Raw genomic sequence first — 17,410 nt, 5'->3', positions numbered from 1 at the left:
ATAAAATGCAGATAAGTTCCCAATTGCTAGATGCTTTTTCATTGCCTTTACAAGGGCAGCGATTAATTGAGGCATCAGCGGGTACCGGTAAAACGTATACCATAGGGATCCTCTATCTGCGTTTACTGCTTGGGTTGGGGGAAGCAAATGCTTTCCCTCGGCCTCTTAGCGTTGAGGAAATTTTGGTTGTGACCTTTACTGAGGCAGCAACCAACGAATTGCGTGGTCGCATACGTGAGCGGATCCATAATATGCGACTCGCGTGTATTCGTGAGGGGGTAGGGTTTGAGGATCAGCCTGAATATTTGGAGCTACTTTCACAAATTGCAACTCCAGAACAACGAGAATTTGCAGCAAATTGGTTGTTAACGGCTGAACGGCAAATGGATGAAGCGGCTATTTATACTATTCATGGTTTTTGCCAAAGGATGTTAGTCAACAATGCTTTTGAATCGGGCGTTTTGTTTGAACAAAATATGATCCAAGATGAACAACCAATTCAAAAGCAAGCATGCGCTGATTTTTGGCGCCGCCACTTTTATCCTCTTGATTATTCGATGGCAAAAGTTATTTTGTCACAATGGAATAGCCCAGAAGCATTATTGGCTGAAATAAAACCGTTTTTACAAGGGGATATGCCATATATTGTTAATGGAGGAGAGGATACAGAGACCTTTGAAGAACGACATCAACGTTTTATTAGCTTAATTAATGATGTCAAAGCTGCATGGTTAGATGGGTGCAGTGAATTTGAAAAATTAATCACTAACTCAGATGTCGATAAACGCAGCTATAGCTCTCGTTATTTACCCAGTTGGTTAGAAAAAATAACCTGTTGGGCAGAGGAAGATACCCAAGATTATCAATTGCCTAAAGAGATTATTCGCTTCTCTCAAGCCACTTTACATGAAAAATCGAAAAGCGGTGTTGGTCCTGAACATCAAGCATTTATTCAAATCGACCAATTGCTTACACAATCATTGACGATTAAAGATTTAATTATCCCTCTCGCTATTACTGAAGTGAGGCAAAGTATTGCTCATGAAAAACATCGTCGTGGTGAAATGGGGTTTGATGACTTACTGACTCGCTTAGATAAAGCATTGAAAAATGAAGGTGGGCAGTTTCTGGCTGAGGCAATTAGCCAGCGTTTTCCTGTCGCAATGATTGATGAGTTTCAAGATACAGATCCACAACAATACCGTATATTTCAGCGTATATATCGTGGTGTCGAACACAGCGCTTTATTATTTATTGGTGATCCGAAACAAGCAATATATGCATTTCGCGGAGCAGATATTTTTACCTATATTGAGGCTAAGAAGCAGGTTAACGCCCATTATACGTTAGAAACGAACCATCGTTCATCTGAGCATATGGTAGAGGCAGTAAACCACATTTTTAGACATTGTGATAATCCGTTTATATTTGAACAAATTCCATTCAACCCTGTTAATTTCTCTGCAAAAAATGCAGGTAAAAAATTATTGGAAAATGGTCAGGCACTGACGGCATTGACATTTTGGCATCTAGATAGAGAAGCGGTATCCATTACTGATTATGAGCAAACCATGGCATCACAGTGTGCTGGGAAAATCAGTGAATGGTTACAGGGGGGATTAGCTGGTACTGCGGTTTTTCAAAATGGTGATGGGAAGCAATCACCAGTTTCTGCGGCAGATATTACGGTATTAGTTAGAAGCCGCCGAGAAGCTGTTTTGATCCGAGATGCTTTGAACCAATTAAATATCCCCTCGGTGTTCCAATCAAATCGTGAAAGTGTATTTGCCACCCAAGAAGCAAAGGATCTGTTATGGATCCTTCAAGCTGTATTGTCTCCAGAAAAAGAGCGAGTGTTGCGTTGTGCGCTAGCGACAGGTCTTATTGGGTTGGATGCTCAGCAAATAGATGCTTTGAATTATAATGAAAAAGCATGGGAAGCACTGGTCGATGAGTTTACCCGCTATGCCATAATTTGGCACAAGCGGGGAGTATTACCTATGTTACGGGTACTGATGGCAGAGCGGCATATTGCGGAAACATTACTTGCTGCGACAGATGGTGAGCGGCGCTTGATGGATATGATGCATATTGGTGAGCTACTTCAAGAAATGTCTTTACAACTTGAAGGGGAACATACGCTAGTTCGCTGGTTAACACAGCAAATAGCTCATCCAGACCATCAATCGAATGCCCAACAAATGCGTTTAGAAAGCGATAAACACTTAGTGCAAATCAGCACTATTCATAAATCGAAAGGGCTTGAATATAAAATTGTTTGGCTACCTTTTGTGAGCAATTTTTTACCACAATCAAAAGCCCTCTTTCATGATCGTGAAGATTACGGTACACGTTTAGATTTAGCGGATAGTGAAGAAAACGTAGCGCTTGCCGATCAAGAACGTTTAGCTGAGGATTTACGCTTACTCTATGTTGCACTCACTCGTGCTATTTATCATTGTAGTGTTGGTATTGCCCCTATCATTAAAGGTAACCGCAAGAAAAGCGGCGAAACAGATCTGCATTTATCTGCTCTAGGTTATTTAATACAAAAAGGTGAAGCAGGGGATTTTAATTTACTTAATGCAAGATTAGCTGAGCTAGTTAATAGCACGATTAGTGTCGAACAAATAGCACATATTAAATCCAATTCGTTATCTTTAAGTGAAGTCGATGATGAAGTGCTTTGTGCAAGGAATATTACCCGTTTTTTTGATGATCATTGGCGAGTTACGAGTTATTCAGGTTTAAGCTACAGTAGTGGGCATGTTGAAAGTGCACAAACAATTAGTGCTGAACAGTTGGCGAACTCACTCGCACCCACAATGGATATTGAAGTGAGTATTGATGCCTCTCTTCCTTCAAAAGATGAACAGACTTTAACGCCTCATCAATTCCCTAAAGGAGCAGCTCCAGGCACGTTCTTACATGAACTAATGGAAGAAATCGATTTTTCTCAAGAGGTTTCATTAGAGTGGCTGGTGGAGAAATTAGAGCTCTCGGGCTTTGAGAGTAAATGGGCCGATATGCTTCAGCTATGGCTGACTGCGATTGTTCAAGCGCCGCTTAACGATGATGGCTTATGTTTATCTGCATTAGCGGCCAGTGATATGCTAGATGAAATGCAGTTTTACCTACCTATTGATAGTTTATTAGAAGCTAAACAGCTTGATCAAATTACGCATCGTTATGACCCATTATCTAAAGTATGCCCGCCTCTTAACTTTGAAAAAGTTCAAGGTATTTTGAAGGGGTTTATTGATTTGACATTTTTATGGAAAGGTAAGTTTTATATTCTTGATTATAAATCAAATTACCTCGGTGAAAGTGCAGAGAGTTATACTCAAGCCGCCATGGCAGAAGCCATGGTAGATCATCGTTACGATTTACAATATCAGCTGTATTCATTGGCATTACATCGCTATCTAAAACAACGTTTACCAAATTATCAATATGATGTGCATTTTGGAGGAGTTTATTATCTCTTCTTACGAGGTATTGATCGGGCTGAGTCGAAAAATGGTATTTTCTATTATCGACCTGAATCTTCGTTTATCAATGAGCTTGATCAGCTATTTTGTAAGGCATTAGAGGAACAAGAAAAATGATGAAAGAGCTGTTTGATAAAGCGCTTGAAGAACATTTGTTCACGCCTCTTGATGTTCAGTTTGCTTACAATATCGCAGAAGGGCAGAGCCCATTATTACTCTTTACCGCAGCTTTATTAAGTTCGGAGACTATGGCTGGGCACGTGTGTTTAGCGTTGTCTGAAATTAGTGTTGAGACGTTATTTGCAGGTAGGCATCCTGAATTAGCTGAGGAATTTTGGCTAGCAATCGGGGAACCGAGTGCCGAAGCTATTTATCAAGATATCAAAGATGCGCCTTTTGTCTCTTTAGCTGATGAGAAAGAGCTATCACCGTTAATTTTATCTAATCATTTCTTGTATTTTCAGCGTTTGTGGCAATACGAACAAAGGGTATCTCGTTTTTTTTCGCATACTTCGTTGCCTCAGTATGATAACCAAGCGGTTAAACTCATATTAGATGGGCTATTTCCTTTAGCCAATGAAATCGATTGGCAAAAGATAGCTGCGGCAGTTGCAGTCACTAGTCAAGTATCTGTCATTTCAGGTGGTCCGGGAACAGGAAAAACAACCACAGTTGCACGGATCCTCGCCGCTTTAATTAAACTTGCAGTCAATAATAAGCAAATTATTAAAATTGAACTTGCAGCACCAACAGGAAAAGCGGCAGCAAGGCTAACAGAATCTTTAGGGACAGCATTAAATAGCTTGCCACTTAATGATGATGAGAGAGGCATGTTACCCAATCAGGCTAAAACACTGCATCGATTATTAGGTGCACAACCTGAAAGCCAGCAATTTCGCTACAATCAAGATAACCCATTGGTGCTAGATATATTGATTGTCGATGAAGCATCTATGGTTGATTTGCCGATGATGGGGAAGTTGATTGAGGCTTTACCCAAACAGGCAAAATTAATTTTTTTAGGTGATAAAGATCAGTTAGCATCGGTAGAAGCGGGAGCTGTACTTGGTGATATTTGTCAATTTGCTGATGTAGGCTACAGTCCTCAACGAGCCGCTGAGTTATCTCAATTGACCAATTATTCGCTTGAACATTTTACTTCTGAGCAAGGACCCCCAATTAGAAATAGCCTGTGCTTACTACGCAAAAGTTATCGTTTCTCTGCATCTTCAGGAATAGGGCAGTTAGCTTTAGCGGTCAATGAAGGTGATACAAAGCACGCTGAAAAATTATTAACTAAGGACTTAGCCGATGTGCATACATACTTACAACAAGATGAAGACGATTATGCACAAATGTTGATTGCAGCGGCAGGCTTTTATCAGGAATATCTGTTAGCAGTAAAAACTAGGCAGCTTGCTTCTGAGGTGTTACATAAGTTTAATCAATATCGGTTATTGACTGCTTTGAGAGATGGCCCTTATGGTGTTATGGGGATCAATGACAAGCTAGAAAAACTGCTTCATCGGCAAGGGTTGATCCACCGTCCATACAATCAGATGAACAAACATTATGCAGGAAGGCCTATTATGATCAGCCGTAATGATAGCCCACTAGGCTTATTTAATGGTGATATAGGTATCATACTTCCAGATGAAGATGGTGCATTAAGGGCATACTTTCAATACCCAGATGGAACAATTAAAGGTATTCAGCCTAATCGTTTACCATTGCATGAAACAGCTTATGCAATGACGGTTCATAAATCACAGGGTTCGGAGTTTACTCATACCGCTTTAGTTTTACCGAAGGTATATTCGCCTGTATTGACTCGTGAGCTCGTCTACACAGCAATTACTCGAGCGAAAAAAGAACTTTCATTGTATTGCGGTATGAAAATCATTCGTCGCGCTATTGAAACACCAACCAAACGGCGTAGTGGTTTGGCAATACAGCTTTTGAGTGCCAAAGAAAAGTAACCCCCGTAGTTTTGGCAATATAATTGGATTTAAATGCAAAAAGGTAATGATATGGAAAACCAGCAAGAAATGACGGCGATGACGGTAACATTAAAAGCTAGGATTGAACCGGAAAGACGTGCTGATTTAGAGGATGCATTTACACAAGTCATGCAAGGAATGGGAAAAGAAATCCAAGTGACTGGTGGTGGAACTTTACTTTCTGATAATGGTGAAGCCGAAGAGTGCGATATTGAACTCGCCGTTGCAGATGCAAGCGATGAGAATATTAGCTTGATTATTCAATTGTTTTCATCAATGTTAGCTCCTAAAGGATCTCGCTTAGTCATTCATGGTGAAGACACCGTAATTGAGTTTGGTGATGAAGAAGGGCTGGCGCTATATTTCAATGGTACTGAATTACCTGATGAGGTTTATGAAAATAGCGATATTAATGAAATTTTCGATAAACTGGATGAGGCTGTTGAAGAGATAGGTGCAATCCATGGCGTTTGGGAAGGACCGACAGAAACTGCATTCTATTTCTATGGTACTTCATTTGCAGAGATGTCAGCACTCATCCAGCCTGTGATTGATAGCTTCCCACTCTGTGAAAAATCACGCATAGTGCAAATAGCGTAATAGCCTAAATCATAAGTGCATAACCAACGACTAACCTAAGAGTTAGGTTAGTCGTTTAGTGAGTTATTTATCTGCTTGCGTTTTTAAATCAAGCATCAAAATTTTAGAGCGTCGTTGGTAATTATAGAGAGCCTGTTTTTTTACAGGCAACATTTCAATTTCCGCAGGTACGAAGCCTCGCTCTTGGAACCAATGGATGCTACGTGTTGTAAGGACAAACAATTTATCTAGCCCTAATTGTTTTGCTTGTAATGCGACACGGTGTAATAATTCTTCTCCTCGAGAGGAGCTGCGATAGTCAGGATGCACTGCAACACAGGCCATTTCACCTAATTTTTCATCGGGGTAGGGGTATAGCGCAGCACATGCGATAATTAAGCTATCGCGTTCAATGATGGTAAATTTATCAATTTCCATCTCAAGTTGTTCTCTCGATCGTCTAACTAGGATACCTTGTTGTTCAAGAGGGCGAATAAGCTCAAGGATCCCTCCGATATCATTAATATTGGCACGGCGGATTTGCTCTGCGCTTTCCATAACAATTTGCGTACCGATACCTTCACGAGAAAATAGTTCTTGGATCAATGCTCCATTTTCTTGATAGCTTAATAGGTGGCTACGACGCACTCCGCGGCGGCAAGCCTTCGCAGCTCCGCGTAAGAAACGGACGGTTCCTGAGTAATAATCACCTTCGGATTCTAATTCTTGAATACGAATTTCTGCATCATTGGGGAACAACTCAGATAAAATATTACCTTCTTTATCAGCAACACCTTGCGAAGAGCAAAAACCAATCAGCTTTTCCGCCTTCATTTTGACAGCGAGTTGAGTAGCAACTTCTTCGGAAGTGAGGTTGAAGCTTTCTCCTGTGACAGAAACAGCAACTGGGCCAATTAGCACGATAGAACCATTGTCGAGTTGCTTATTGATAGCATCTTCATCAATACGACGAATACGTCCGCTGTGACAATAATCAACACCATCATCAACACCAAGTGGTTGGGCAATAACAAAGTTTCCACTAACGACATTGATGTGGGCACCTTGTAATGGCGTATTGTTCAGGCTCATTGATAAACGTGCTGTAATATCAAGTAATAAAGCGCCTGAAGCTTGTTTAACATATTCAAGTGTATTCGAATCAGTAACCCGAGTATGTTTATGGTAAATAGCCTCATAATTATGTTCAGCTAAAATGCCTTCAATTTGTGGGCGAGCGCCATAAACAACAATAATACGGATCCCAAGGCTATGTAATAGCCCTATATCATTGACAATACTTGGAAAATTTTCGTGCGCAATTGCTTCGCCACCAAGCATAATAATAAACGTTTTGCCGCGGTGGGCATTGATATAAGGTACCGAATGGCGAAATTCATCAACCAATTCGGTGCTGCGCTCTTTCATAACCACCCTCTTAAGTGAATTTTTATTCGTTAATTATGTATTTTTATTCTTTTTAGCGATAAATATCAAGTAAAAGATAAGATAAGACTTGTAACATTTTTATTATTTGAGTTTACATATCTCTATATTTAAATGTGTATTCTTGATGACAGTATGCTAATGATTCGTTAGAGTTATCTTTCTGGCCTCTACTTGGCTTTTATTCTAAAATCACCTGATATTATGTTTTAGGTTCGGAATTATTGATGAGTCACCGAGATCACAGTTCATCGAAGCGCCGCTTTATCAAAGGGGCAGCGGCAGTTATGTTGCTCAGCGTTAGCCCATTCGGTTTTGCTGCGAGTAGTAACGTTATTGCCGTTCGTATTTGGCCGGCATCGTCTTATACACGAGTAACGTTAGAATCGACTGTCCCATTAAAATATCGTCAGTTGGTATTACACAATCCTGAGCGCATAGTTATTGATCTCGAAGGTGTGCAGCTGAATAATGTTCTGAAGCAAATGGGAACGCAAATTCAATCTCGAGATCCTCACTTAAAATTAGTTAGGGTCGGACAATTCGATCCAAAAACAGTACGTTTGGTTTTTGAAGTTAAAAATAAAGTTAGCCCACAGATTTTTACTATAGGCCCAGTTGCTGAATTTAAAAATCGTTTAGTGATGGATTTCTATCCGCAGGGTGTTAGTGCAAATGATGATCCATTACTGGCATTACTAGAAGATTACAATAAAGGTGATTTAGAAGAAAAAATGCCTGCTCAGGCCAAAAAACCAGGTCAAGCAGGTAGAGATCGCCCAATTATTATCATGATAGACCCAGGTCATGGCGGTGAAGATCCCGGGGCAATGGGTAAATATAAAACACGCGAAAAAGACGTGGTGCTGCAAATCGCACGGCGTTTAAAGGCGCTAATTGATAAAGATCCTGAAATGCGTGCTTATATGACACGTAATGAAGATGTGTTTATCCCATTAAAAGTTAGAGTTGCGAAGGCGCGGAAAATGCAAGCGGACTTGTTTGTCTCAATTCATGCTGATGCTTTCACTAATCGCTCTGCAAATGGTTCTTCTGTGTTCGCGTTATCAACTAAAGGGGCGACGAGTAACACAGCCCGCTACCTTGCTCAAACTCAAAACGAAGCTGACTTAATTGGTGGGGTGAGTAAAAGTGGAGACGCATACCTTGACCATACGATGCTTGATTTAGTGCAAACGGCGACCATCAATGATAGCTTGAAGTTTGGTGATGAAGTGTTAAAGCGTATGGGGAAAGTGAACCGCTTACATAAAAACAAAGTCGATCAAGCAGGCTTCGCGGTACTTAAAGCACCGGAGATCCCCTCTATTTTAGTTGAGACGGCGTTTATCAGTAACCTTGAGGAAGAGCGAAAACTAAAAACGGCTAAATTTCAGCAGCAAATGGCTGAATCAATCTTTCATGGAATTAAAGCTTATTTCCGCAATGGCGGTGAACTTGCCATAAGAAATTAATCAGATGATATTGCGTTTTTAAGAGGCGGCGAACAGAGATGTGAGTTGCCTTTTTTATTTGTGGATTCTATTGGAAATGACGAAAATTGGTTGCGGGGGCTGGATTTGAACCAACGACCTTCGGGTTATGAGCCCGACGAGCTACCAAGCTGCTCCACCCCGCGACAGAAGAGGGTATATTTCAGGGATATTGGTTGCGGGAGCCGGATTTGAACCGACGACCTTCGGGTTATGAGCCCGACGAGCTACCAGGCTGCTCCATCCCGCGCCTGAAATATATTTTGATACTAACTTATTATTGGTTGCGGGGGCTGGATTTGAACCAACGACCTTCGGGTTATGAGCCCGACGAGCTACCAAGCTGCTCCACCCCGCGTCCGATGCGGGCACTATACTCGGGATGAGATCTGATGCAAGTTTTTTCGTGTTTTTTTTCAAAATTTCGCATAAATAGAACAAAAATCACTCTCCATGCTCATTTATTAAACTCATGTATGAGTGAATGAATTAATTAACGTACTAAATAATTTTTGTCATTTCATTATTGATTTGGGTTTGCTATTGTGCGCTACATATTGGATTGGTGTGGGCATTATGATATGAAACTATGGCAAAAATGGTGTGTCGCAGGGGCATTTATTTCGTTGTTGGCGGGTTGTCAGTCTCATCCGACGGACAAAGGGCAGCAATATAAAGATGGACGTTTAAATCAAGATCTTAAACAAGTCAGCCAACTGAATGTTCAGGGGCGTCCTGTCAACTCGCAAGACTTCGAGCGCCAAATTACTGAAATCAAAAATGCATCACCAAGACTCTTTCAAAATAACAATGATACCTACCATGCAATTGAAAACTGGTTAGTTGCGGGTGGTGATCCTAAATTGTTGGCAAATTTCAATTTAACCGCTTTCCAGATGGAAGGGGTAGATAACTACGGTAACGTGCAATTTACGGGTTACTATACCCCAGTTATTGAAGCACGTCGTACTAAACAAGGCACTTTCCAACATCCACTTTATGCCATGCCGCCAAAAGGAAAGAAACGATTGCCTAGCCGTGCTGCCATCTATAATGGTGCTTTAAGCGATAATTTGATTTTGGCTTATAGCAACTCAGCTGTTGATAATTTTATGATGGAAGTACAAGGCAGTGGCTATGTTGATTTTGGTGATGGTAGCCCATTAAATTTCTTTGGTTACGCAGGCAAAAATGGTCATGGATATAAAAGCATCGGTAAGGTTCTTGTAGATCGTGGTGAAGTTCCTTTAGAAAAAATGTCTCTGCAAGCAATCCATGATTGGACAAATAGCCACAGTGAGCAAGAAGTTCGCCAGCTACTTGAAGAGAATGCTTCATTTGTTTTCTTTAAACCACAATCATTTGTACCAGTAAGAGGGGCAAGTGCAGTACCGCTGATTGCTAAAGCTTCTGTTGCTTCTGATAAAACATTGATACCACCTGGCACCGCATTATTGGCTGAAATCCCTGTTCTGGATAATACGGGTAAATTTACGGGGCGTTACGAAATGCGTATGATGGTTGCCCTTGATGTAGGTGGGGCTATCAAAGGCCATCATTTCGATATTTATCACGGGACAGGTCATGAAGCAGGTAAAATGGCCGGTTTTTATAATCATTATGGAAGAGTGTGGGTTTTGAAGAAAAGCCAACCACTTTTTGGAACTGTGCTCTAAATAATTCATGATGCAGCTAGGCGACAAGTGAATGAGTCGTCATACCTTAACGAAAAGTGCTGCGACTTGAAGTATGACGAGTATATGTAGTTATTAAGGTTGTTACTTATTATGCAAACTAAGCTTTCAGATGCTTGGATGCAGCGTTTTGCTGGAATCGGTCGTCTTTATGGGCAGCAGGCGCTGTCTCTTTTTGCTCGTTCTCACATTTGTGTGATTGGTATTGGTGGCGTAGGCGTTTGGGCTGCTGAAGCGTTGGCTCGTACTGGTATTGGTGCGATCACGTTGATCGATATGGATGATATTTGTATTACTAATACTAATCGTCAGCTGCATGCTCTCAAAACAACCGTTGGCCAGCCAAAAGTTGATGTTATGAAAGCCAGGATCCTTGAGATTAACCCTGAATGTACTGTTAATGTTGTGGATGATTTTATAACAGCTGATAACGTAGCAGAGTTGCTTGCTGTGGGATTTGATTATGTGATTGACGCCATTGATAGTGTTAGGCCGAAGGCTGCGCTTTTAGCTTATTGTCGACGTTATAAAATTCCTATTGTGACCACTGGTGGAGCAGGTGGCCAAATTGATCCAACCCAAATTCAAGTGGTTGATCTGGCAAAAACAGTTCAAGATCCTCTAGCGGCTAAGTTACGTGAGCGATTGAAGTCTGATTTTAATGTGGTGAAAAATAGCAAAGGGAAGTTAGGTATTGATTGTGTTTTTTCCACAGAGCAATTGGTTTATCCACAAAGTGATGGTTCTGTCTGTGCTGCTAAAAGCACGGCAGATGGCTCAAAACGGATGGATTGTGCGTCAGGCTTTGGTGCTGCAACTATGGTAACTGCCAGCTTTGGCTTTATTGCTGTATCACATGCACTTAAGAAGATGGTTGCTAAATACCAAAGAGAAAATGTGGCAAAAAATTAGAGGGGAAAACCCGTTGTTTTCCCTTCTAATAAACTATTCTGTTGGGGTCATTTCACTTGCAAAGTTCTGAATAGTGGTGATTAATGAGGCTATTCCATTTTGCCTTGACTCACTGAGCTGCCCTGTAAGACCAGTTTTATTCAAAATTTCTTTGAAATCAATAGCCAAAATTTCTTGGCTATTTTTTTGTTCAACAGCGGCGAGTAAAAGCGCAAATAAACCTTTTACAACGCGTCCTTCACTATCACCGTAGAAGTGAAAAGTTTGGTCGTCATTGAGCCTAGCACCAATCCATACTCGATTTTCGCATCCTTTAACTTCTTGGGTCTGCTGTTTTTGCTCTTCAGTCAAAACTGGAAGTTGGCGAGCGAGTTGGATGAGTAAACGATATTTATCTTCCCACGCTTTTTGTGTCGAAAACTGTTCTATCATTTCCTCGATTTTTAACTCCGTACCAAACGGGTGTGGAGCAAATGTCGGTGTTATTGAAGTCATTAGGCTTCCTTATTCATCTTCATCATTTAATATCGAGAGTGCAAATTTGACTGCATTAATAAATTTATCAATGTCTTGCTGATCATTATATGGCATAACCGAAATACGTAAACAACCACTAATTGCCATCGCATCCATTAACGGTTGTGCGCAGTGTTGACCATAGCGTAATGCAATTTTTTGTTCAGTCAACAATAGCCCTAAATCACTAAAGTGGATCCCTGCAAAATTGAAAGCAAGTAGAGGTGAGTTTGGCTGGCTGTAACAAATAAAACCGGGTAATTGCTTCAATTGCTGGTATGCATATTCAATTAAAGCGCAGCAGTATGTTTCAGATTGAGGCAAGTCAATTGTATCAAGCCATTCAAGAGCCGCAGAAAAAGCGATAACGCCCGCAATATTCGGTGTGCCTGCTTCAAAGCAGTATGGAACAGGAGCTGGAGTAAAATGTTCAAAATTAACCTCTGTGAGCATTTTCCCTCCTCCGTGCCATGGTGGCATTTTAGCGAGCAGCTCTGTTTTGCCATAGCACACACCTAATCCTGTTGGGCCATAGAGTTTGTGTGCAGAGAATGCATAGAAATCGATATCCATCTCACTGACATCAATAGGGCAGTGAACGACCCCTTGGGCACCATCAACGACAATTAGGGCGCCTACAGAATGGGCTAATAGCGTTATTTGTGCAATATCGGGTTGAAAGCCAGTTACATTTGACATTTGGGTAATCACAACGACTTTTGTTCGTGAGCTCAATCGAGGTTTAAGGCTCTCTATATCTAAAGTGTAATGTTTATTCACCGGCCATTTAATAATTTTAGCACCAGTTTGTTGAGCAAGAATAATCCAAGGTAATAAATTGGAGTGATGTTCTAATTCACTAACAATGATTTCATCATTAGGTGCTAAATTATTTCTAAAATAACTTTGGGTAATTAGGTTAATTGACTCAGTTGTTCCACGTGTCCAGATAATATTTTTATCGCTTTGCGCATTGATCAATTGTGCAGCCCGATTACGCCCTAGCTCATAATTTTTTGTTGTTGTTAATGCTTCAGGAGATTGACCACGATACACCGAGCTTCCTGAATAGCGATAATAATCATCAGAGGCTTGAGACATTAATGAAGGTTTTAGTGATGTGGCCGCGCTATCAAGGAAGATAGTTTGAGAATGAATAGCAGGAAACTGATCGCGAAATTGTTTTGCAGAAAAATAATGCATTTTATTTATTCTTTATCTGAGTGTGTTCTGTATCTGAAATTTGAGCGTTTTATTTGTAATCAATACTAATAATGATATTCTAGATCTACCATTGAAATATCTTGTTACATTTATTCGGTGTTAGGGTGATTAAGACTACACAGAAATGATTATGTGTTTTAGGTCATATTGCAATCACTTTTATTTATCACTCATCATACCTTAGTGTAGTGCTTTCTGTGGAGGAAGTGTGACTATTTTCATTTGTACTAGTCACTGAGTTGTACCTCGAATAGTTTAGAATATATTGAGTAGGCACTTAGATCTGTAACTGCATCAAATTCAAGATTTATCTTAAATATCTTACTAAGGATATTTTTTGTAAACTAATGAATGCTTGTCTTTTTTAGACTTTTTTGTGTTGTTAGAAAAAAAAGCACCGCATTTTAGCGGTGCATCACAAAAATCACTATGGACAGACAGGGTAAATGTACAGGAAGTGAAAAAAACAGTAGCTAACGCTACAAAGTCTGGTATATCCAGACAACTTGCAAACACAACATCACAACCACAAAGCCAAAAGTTCCAAAGTAACTAAACTCTGTAACTTTTCGTTCCGGCTTAGGAAGTGGGCATACTATAGGTATTTACTGGCGTATCCTCAATGGACAATTTATAATGCTTCGGATGAAAAAAACTAATGCATGTAACCATGTCGAGTAGAAGTGATTATGTCTAAAAGATTACCGCCACTTAATGCGTTAAGGGTATTTGATGCAGCCGCTCGTCATTTAAGTTTTACTAAAGCGGCAGAGGAATTATTCGTTACCCAAGCAGCTGTTAGCCATCAAATGAAAAGTTTGGAAGATTTTCTTGGCTTGAAACTATTTCGTCGTCGTAACCGTTCACTGCTATTAACGGAAGATGGGCAGAGTTACTACCTTGATATTAAAGAAATATTTTCCTCAATTAATGAGGCGACAAGAAAATTACAGGCGCGTAGCGCAAAAGGGGCGTTGACCGTTAGTTTATCCCCTAGTTTTGCTATTCAATGGCTTGTACCGCGTCTTTCAAGTTTTAATCAAGCCTACCCTGGTATTGATGTACGTATTCAAGCTGTTGATAGGGAAGAAGATAAATTAGCTGATGATGTTGATGTGGCTATTTTTTATGGGCGTGGCAATTGGTCGGGTCTTCGAACCGATAGGTTGTACGCCGAGTATTTAATGCCTGTTTGTTCTCCGGCATTACTAACTGGAGCACACCAGTTAAAGCAACCCGAAGATCTAGTGAATCATACTTTATTGCATGATTCTTCTCGTCGGGATTGGCAAGCTTACATTCGCCAATTAGAATTGCACAACGTTGTCAATGTACAACAAGGTCCAATTTTTAGTCATAGTGCTATGGTGATCCAAGCTGCGGTACACGGGCAAGGGGTGGCATTAACCAATAATGTAATGGCTAAAAATGAAATTGACGCAGGTCGTCTGGTTTGCCCATTTAGTGAGGTGCTTGTCAGTAAAAACGCGTTCTACCTTGTTTGTCAGGAAAACCAAGCGGATTTAGGAAAAATAGCCGCATTTCGTCAATGGATCCTGGCTCAGGCAGCGAGTGAACAAGAAAAATTGGGTTTTATTATGGGTGACCAGGATGTGGCGCTTATTCAGTAATCATACATGCCAATAATGCTTCAAATCATGATAAAAAGTAGTTATCTGTTAATAGATTCTGCAATCTATATGACTTGAAGTGTGACGCGTATAGTTAAAAGAAGGTGTTACTGTGAATAGTCGTTTGATGTTGATTTTTGCAGGGATTAGTGGCTTTTTTAGTGTCGCTTTTGGTGCGATTGGTTCCCATGCACTTTCATCAGTCATGAGTGCGCATCAGATGGAATGGATTGAAATTGGTTTACGTTATCAAATGTTACACACCGTTGCCTTAATGGTACTGGGAGCTATTTTATTGCGTAAAGTGATTTTGTGGTTCTACTGGTGTGGCGTTTTTTTTGCTGTAGGGATACTTCTTTTTAGTGGTAGCCTTTATTGTATGGCCTTGTTACAGGTAAAATACTTTTCCTATTTTACGCCAATAGGGGGAGTGTGTTTTCTTATTGGCTGGCTGTTGGTCGTTATCGGCGCTATGCGTCTAAGGAAACCGGCGTTACGCCATGAGTAATAAAATTGCATTATATTGTCGTCCAGGTTTTGAAAAAGAGTGTGCGGCAGAAATTACAGACAAAGCAGGGCAGAAAGAAGTTTATGGTTTTGCTCGCGTTAAAGAAAATAGCGGTTATGTTATTTTTGAATGTTATCAGGCTGAAGATGCCGATAAGCTTGCTCGTGAGTTACCTTTTCGTGAGCTAATTTTTGCACGTCAAATGATTGTGGTGGGTGAATTACTTAAGGATCTACCTCCAGAGGATCGCATTACACCAATAGTAAATGCACTTAAGGAGCAAGTCGAGCGTGCTGGTGATGTTCGGGTTGAAGTAGCAGATACTAATGAAAGCAAAGAGTTAATGAAATTTTGCCGTAAATTTACGGTGCCTCTACGTAATGCGTTAAGGCAGGAAAAAATCTTATTAGCGAAAGAAAACTTTAAACGTCCTGTTATCCATGTTTTCTTTATTGCATCAGGCTGCTGTTATACAGGTTATTCATATAGTACAAACAGCTCTCCATTTTATATGGGGATCCCTCGTCTGAAGTTTCCATCGGATGCACCAAGTCGTTCAACATTGAAACTTGAAGAGGCATTCCATGTGTTTATTCCTTATGATGAATGGGATGAGCGCTTAGGTAGCGGTATGAATGCCGTTGATTTAGGGGCATGCCCCGGAGGTTGGACTTACCAGTTAGTAAAACGCAGTATGATGGTACATGCGGTTGATAATGGTCCGATGGCTCAGAGTTTAATGGATACAGGGCAAGTTAAGCATCATCGAGTAGATGGTTTTAAATTCCAGCCTAGCACCAACAATATCACTTGGTTAGTGTGTGATATGGTTGAAAAGCCAGCTAAAGTTGCGGCACTTATGACGGAGTGGTTGCTACAGGGTTGGTGTCGTGAAGCCATTTTTAACTTAAAATTGCCAATGAAAAAACGCTATGAGGAAGTTGCTCACATCCTTGAAAAGATGCGTACTCAATTAACCGAACAGGGTATTAACGTGCGTATTCAAGCGAAGCAGCTCTATCACGATCGTGAAGAAATTACAGTACATGTTCAACGAATTTGGTCTGCATACGCACCAATTCGTGATTAGCGATTAGATAATCTTAATAACCTACCGAGCCATTTAAGGCTCGGTTTTTTATGGGGTATTCAATGTCCCCTGATAACGCAGTTGGTTTAAATTCCCTTGTAATTTAATATCCGTTTTTAGTGTCGCGATGTCGCGACAAATTTTGGCGATATCCAACTGCCCAGTGAGTTTTTTTCGCCATTTTTCATCAACTGTATCTAAATTGGCATACAAGTTTTCAATCGAATGATACTGCTGTAAAAGTTGAGTCGCGCTTTTGGCTCCGATCCCTGTTACCCCCGGAACTTTACTACTGCTGATCCCTGCAAGTCCCCAATAATCAGGCAATTGGTGAGGTTTTACGCCAAATTCTTTTTCAATAAAAGGGACATCTAGCCAGCGCTTTTGAAAATAATCACGGATGCGAATTGATGGTGATAACAGTTGGCAGTAGCCTTTATCCGTTGAAACAATAGTCACTGTTTGGCCTGCATCAGCGATTTTCTTTGCCAATGTTGCTGCTAGATCGTCAGCTTCATCACCACTTGATTGCCAGCAATGGATGCCTCTAGACTCAAATTGCTGTATCAGCTGAGGAAGCTCGGCTTGCAAATTTTCAGGCATGGGCTGCCTACCTGCTTTATAGTCAGGTAATTTTTCATGTCTCCAGCTATGGTGTCGACCTTCTTCATCAAAGACAGCAACAATATGTGTTGGTGAAGAGTGTGCGATTAGCTGTATAACGGCAGACATACAAGCATCGCCGCAAGGGCTACCTTGGACAGCATGTATGCGACGAATTAAGTTGAGTGCATCAATAATTAATAAGTGGATCATAAAATTTTTG

The 17,410-nt window shown here is 40.6% G+C and carries 13 protein-coding genes and 3 tRNA genes; 9 read left to right on the top strand and 7 right to left on the bottom strand.

Annotation, left to right across the window (positions count from 1 at the left end):
- Positions 1-5 precede the first annotated feature (5 nt).
- From recB to M1E96_RS16315, 3 genes are read left to right on the top strand one after another with little or no spacing between them, the layout of a single operon-like run.
- Complete coding sequence (recB, locus tag M1E96_RS16325; RefSeq protein ID WP_319067392.1) at positions 6-3,608, top strand: exodeoxyribonuclease V subunit beta; 3,603 nt, start codon at positions 6-8, stop codon at positions 3,606-3,608.
- Positions 3,608-5,470, top strand: a complete 1,863-nt coding sequence (recD, locus tag M1E96_RS16320; RefSeq protein WP_272580740.1) for an exodeoxyribonuclease V subunit alpha — start codon at positions 3,608-3,610, stop codon at positions 5,468-5,470. The genes recB and recD overlap by 1 nt, the downstream gene beginning before the upstream one ends.
- 51 nt (positions 5,471-5,521) lie before the next feature.
- A complete protein-coding gene (locus M1E96_RS16315) occupies positions 5,522-6,091 on the top strand; it encodes a hypothetical protein (protein WP_140180515.1) in 570 nt (189 codons plus the stop codon).
- A gap of 63 nt (positions 6,092-6,154) precedes the next feature.
- Here the strand turns inward: M1E96_RS16315 and argA are convergent, their stop codons facing one another.
- Positions 6,155-7,498: an amino-acid N-acetyltransferase gene (gene argA / locus M1E96_RS16310; protein WP_070928829.1), complete on the bottom strand. Its 1,344-nt coding sequence runs from the start codon at positions 7,496-7,498 to the stop codon at positions 6,155-6,157.
- Positions 7,499-7,743: 245 nt separating this feature from the next.
- On the opposite strand from argA, the gene amiC reads away from it, so the two are divergent.
- On the top strand, positions 7,744-8,991 hold the full coding sequence (gene amiC / locus M1E96_RS16305) for an N-acetylmuramoyl-L-alanine amidase AmiC (RefSeq protein WP_272580657.1): 1,248 nt from the start codon (positions 7,744-7,746) through the stop codon (positions 8,989-8,991).
- An 87-nt stretch (positions 8,992-9,078) separates the two neighbouring features.
- On the opposite strand, the gene M1E96_RS16300 is transcribed toward amiC, so the two are convergent.
- From M1E96_RS16300 to M1E96_RS16290, 3 genes are all read right to left on the bottom strand, one after another.
- A tRNA-Met gene (locus M1E96_RS16300) sits at positions 9,079-9,155 on the bottom strand.
- Positions 9,156-9,182: 27 nt separating this feature from the next.
- Positions 9,183-9,259 (bottom strand) — tRNA-Met (locus tag M1E96_RS16295).
- 31 nt (positions 9,260-9,290) lie between these two features.
- Positions 9,291-9,367, bottom strand: a tRNA-Met gene (locus tag M1E96_RS16290).
- 223 nt (positions 9,368-9,590) lie between these two features.
- On the opposite strand from M1E96_RS16290, the gene mltA reads away from it, so the two are divergent.
- Positions 9,591-10,685: a murein transglycosylase A gene (gene mltA / locus M1E96_RS16285; RefSeq protein ID WP_070927308.1), complete on the top strand. Its 1,095-nt coding sequence runs from the start codon at positions 9,591-9,593 to the stop codon at positions 10,683-10,685.
- A gap of 111 nt (positions 10,686-10,796) precedes the next feature.
- On the top strand, positions 10,797-11,615 hold the full coding sequence (tcdA, locus tag M1E96_RS16280; RefSeq protein ID WP_272580656.1) for a tRNA cyclic N6-threonylcarbamoyladenosine(37) synthase TcdA: 819 nt from the start codon (positions 10,797-10,799) through the stop codon (positions 11,613-11,615).
- 33 nt (positions 11,616-11,648) lie between these two features.
- Here the strand turns inward: tcdA and csdE are convergent, their stop codons facing one another.
- Both csdE and csdA read right to left on the bottom strand, forming a co-directional pair.
- Positions 11,649-12,110: a cysteine desulfurase sulfur acceptor subunit CsdE gene (gene csdE, locus M1E96_RS16275; RefSeq protein WP_070927312.1), complete on the bottom strand. Its 462-nt coding sequence runs from the start codon at positions 12,108-12,110 to the stop codon at positions 11,649-11,651.
- Between the two features lie 9 nt (positions 12,111-12,119).
- The gene (gene csdA, locus M1E96_RS16270) at positions 12,120-13,334 is read right to left on the bottom strand and encodes a cysteine desulfurase CsdA (protein WP_272580655.1); all 1,215 of its coding nucleotides are present in this window, start codon (positions 13,332-13,334) and stop codon (positions 12,120-12,122) included.
- A 710-nt stretch (positions 13,335-14,044) separates the two neighbouring features.
- On the opposite strand from csdA, the gene M1E96_RS16265 reads away from it, so the two are divergent.
- The 3 genes from M1E96_RS16265 (at position 14,045) to rlmM (ending at position 16,584) form a co-directional block, all read left to right on the top strand.
- Positions 14,045-14,986, top strand: coding sequence for a transcriptional regulator GcvA (locus tag M1E96_RS16265; RefSeq protein WP_140180458.1), 942 nt, complete (start codon positions 14,045-14,047; stop codon positions 14,984-14,986).
- 112 nt (positions 14,987-15,098) lie between these two features.
- A complete protein-coding gene (locus tag M1E96_RS16260) occupies positions 15,099-15,494 on the top strand; it encodes a DUF423 domain-containing protein (protein ID WP_070927317.1) in 396 nt (131 codons plus the stop codon).
- Positions 15,487-16,584: a 23S rRNA (cytidine(2498)-2'-O)-methyltransferase RlmM gene (gene rlmM / locus M1E96_RS16255; protein WP_070927319.1), complete on the top strand. Its 1,098-nt coding sequence runs from the start codon at positions 15,487-15,489 to the stop codon at positions 16,582-16,584. Before M1E96_RS16260 ends, rlmM begins: the two co-directional genes overlap by 8 nt.
- 48 nt (positions 16,585-16,632) lie before the next feature.
- Here rlmM and xni read toward each other — a convergent pair whose 3' ends face one another.
- Positions 16,633-17,400: a flap endonuclease Xni gene (gene xni, locus M1E96_RS16250; protein ID WP_272580654.1), complete on the bottom strand. Its 768-nt coding sequence runs from the start codon at positions 17,398-17,400 to the stop codon at positions 16,633-16,635.
- Positions 17,401-17,410 lie beyond the last annotated feature (10 nt).

The organism is Providencia sp. PROV236 (assembly GCF_033676985.1).
GTDB lineage: Bacteria > Pseudomonadota > Gammaproteobacteria > Enterobacterales > Enterobacteriaceae > Providencia > Providencia manganoxydans.
This window is presented reverse-complemented; position numbering and strand designations above follow the sequence as displayed.

Coding starts and splice junctions, on each gene's coding strand:
- recD (WP_272580740.1), top strand. CDS start 3,608: ATGAAAGAGCTGTTTGATAAAGCGCTTGAAGAACATTTGTTCACGCCT.
- M1E96_RS16315 (WP_140180515.1), top strand. CDS start 5,522: ATGGAAAACCAGCAAGAAATGACGGCGATGACGGTAACATTAAAAGCT.
- csdE (WP_070927312.1), bottom strand. CDS start 12,110: ATGACTTCAATAACACCGACATTTGCTCCACACCCGTTTGGTACGGAG.
- xni (WP_272580654.1), bottom strand. CDS start 17,400: ATGATCCACTTATTAATTATTGATGCACTCAACTTAATTCGTCGCATA.
- M1E96_RS16265 (WP_140180458.1), top strand. CDS start 14,045: ATGTCTAAAAGATTACCGCCACTTAATGCGTTAAGGGTATTTGATGCA.
- csdA (WP_272580655.1), bottom strand. CDS start 13,334: ATGCATTATTTTTCTGCAAAACAATTTCGCGATCAGTTTCCTGCTATT.
- mltA (WP_070927308.1), top strand. CDS start 9,591: ATGAAACTATGGCAAAAATGGTGTGTCGCAGGGGCATTTATTTCGTTG.
- recB (WP_319067392.1), top strand. CDS start 6: ATGCAGATAAGTTCCCAATTGCTAGATGCTTTTTCATTGCCTTTACAA.
- tcdA (WP_272580656.1), top strand. CDS start 10,797: ATGCAAACTAAGCTTTCAGATGCTTGGATGCAGCGTTTTGCTGGAATC.
- rlmM (WP_070927319.1), top strand. CDS start 15,487: ATGAGTAATAAAATTGCATTATATTGTCGTCCAGGTTTTGAAAAAGAG.
- amiC (WP_272580657.1), top strand. CDS start 7,744: ATGAGTCACCGAGATCACAGTTCATCGAAGCGCCGCTTTATCAAAGGG.
- argA (WP_070928829.1), bottom strand. CDS start 7,498: ATGAAAGAGCGCAGCACCGAATTGGTTGATGAATTTCGCCATTCGGTA.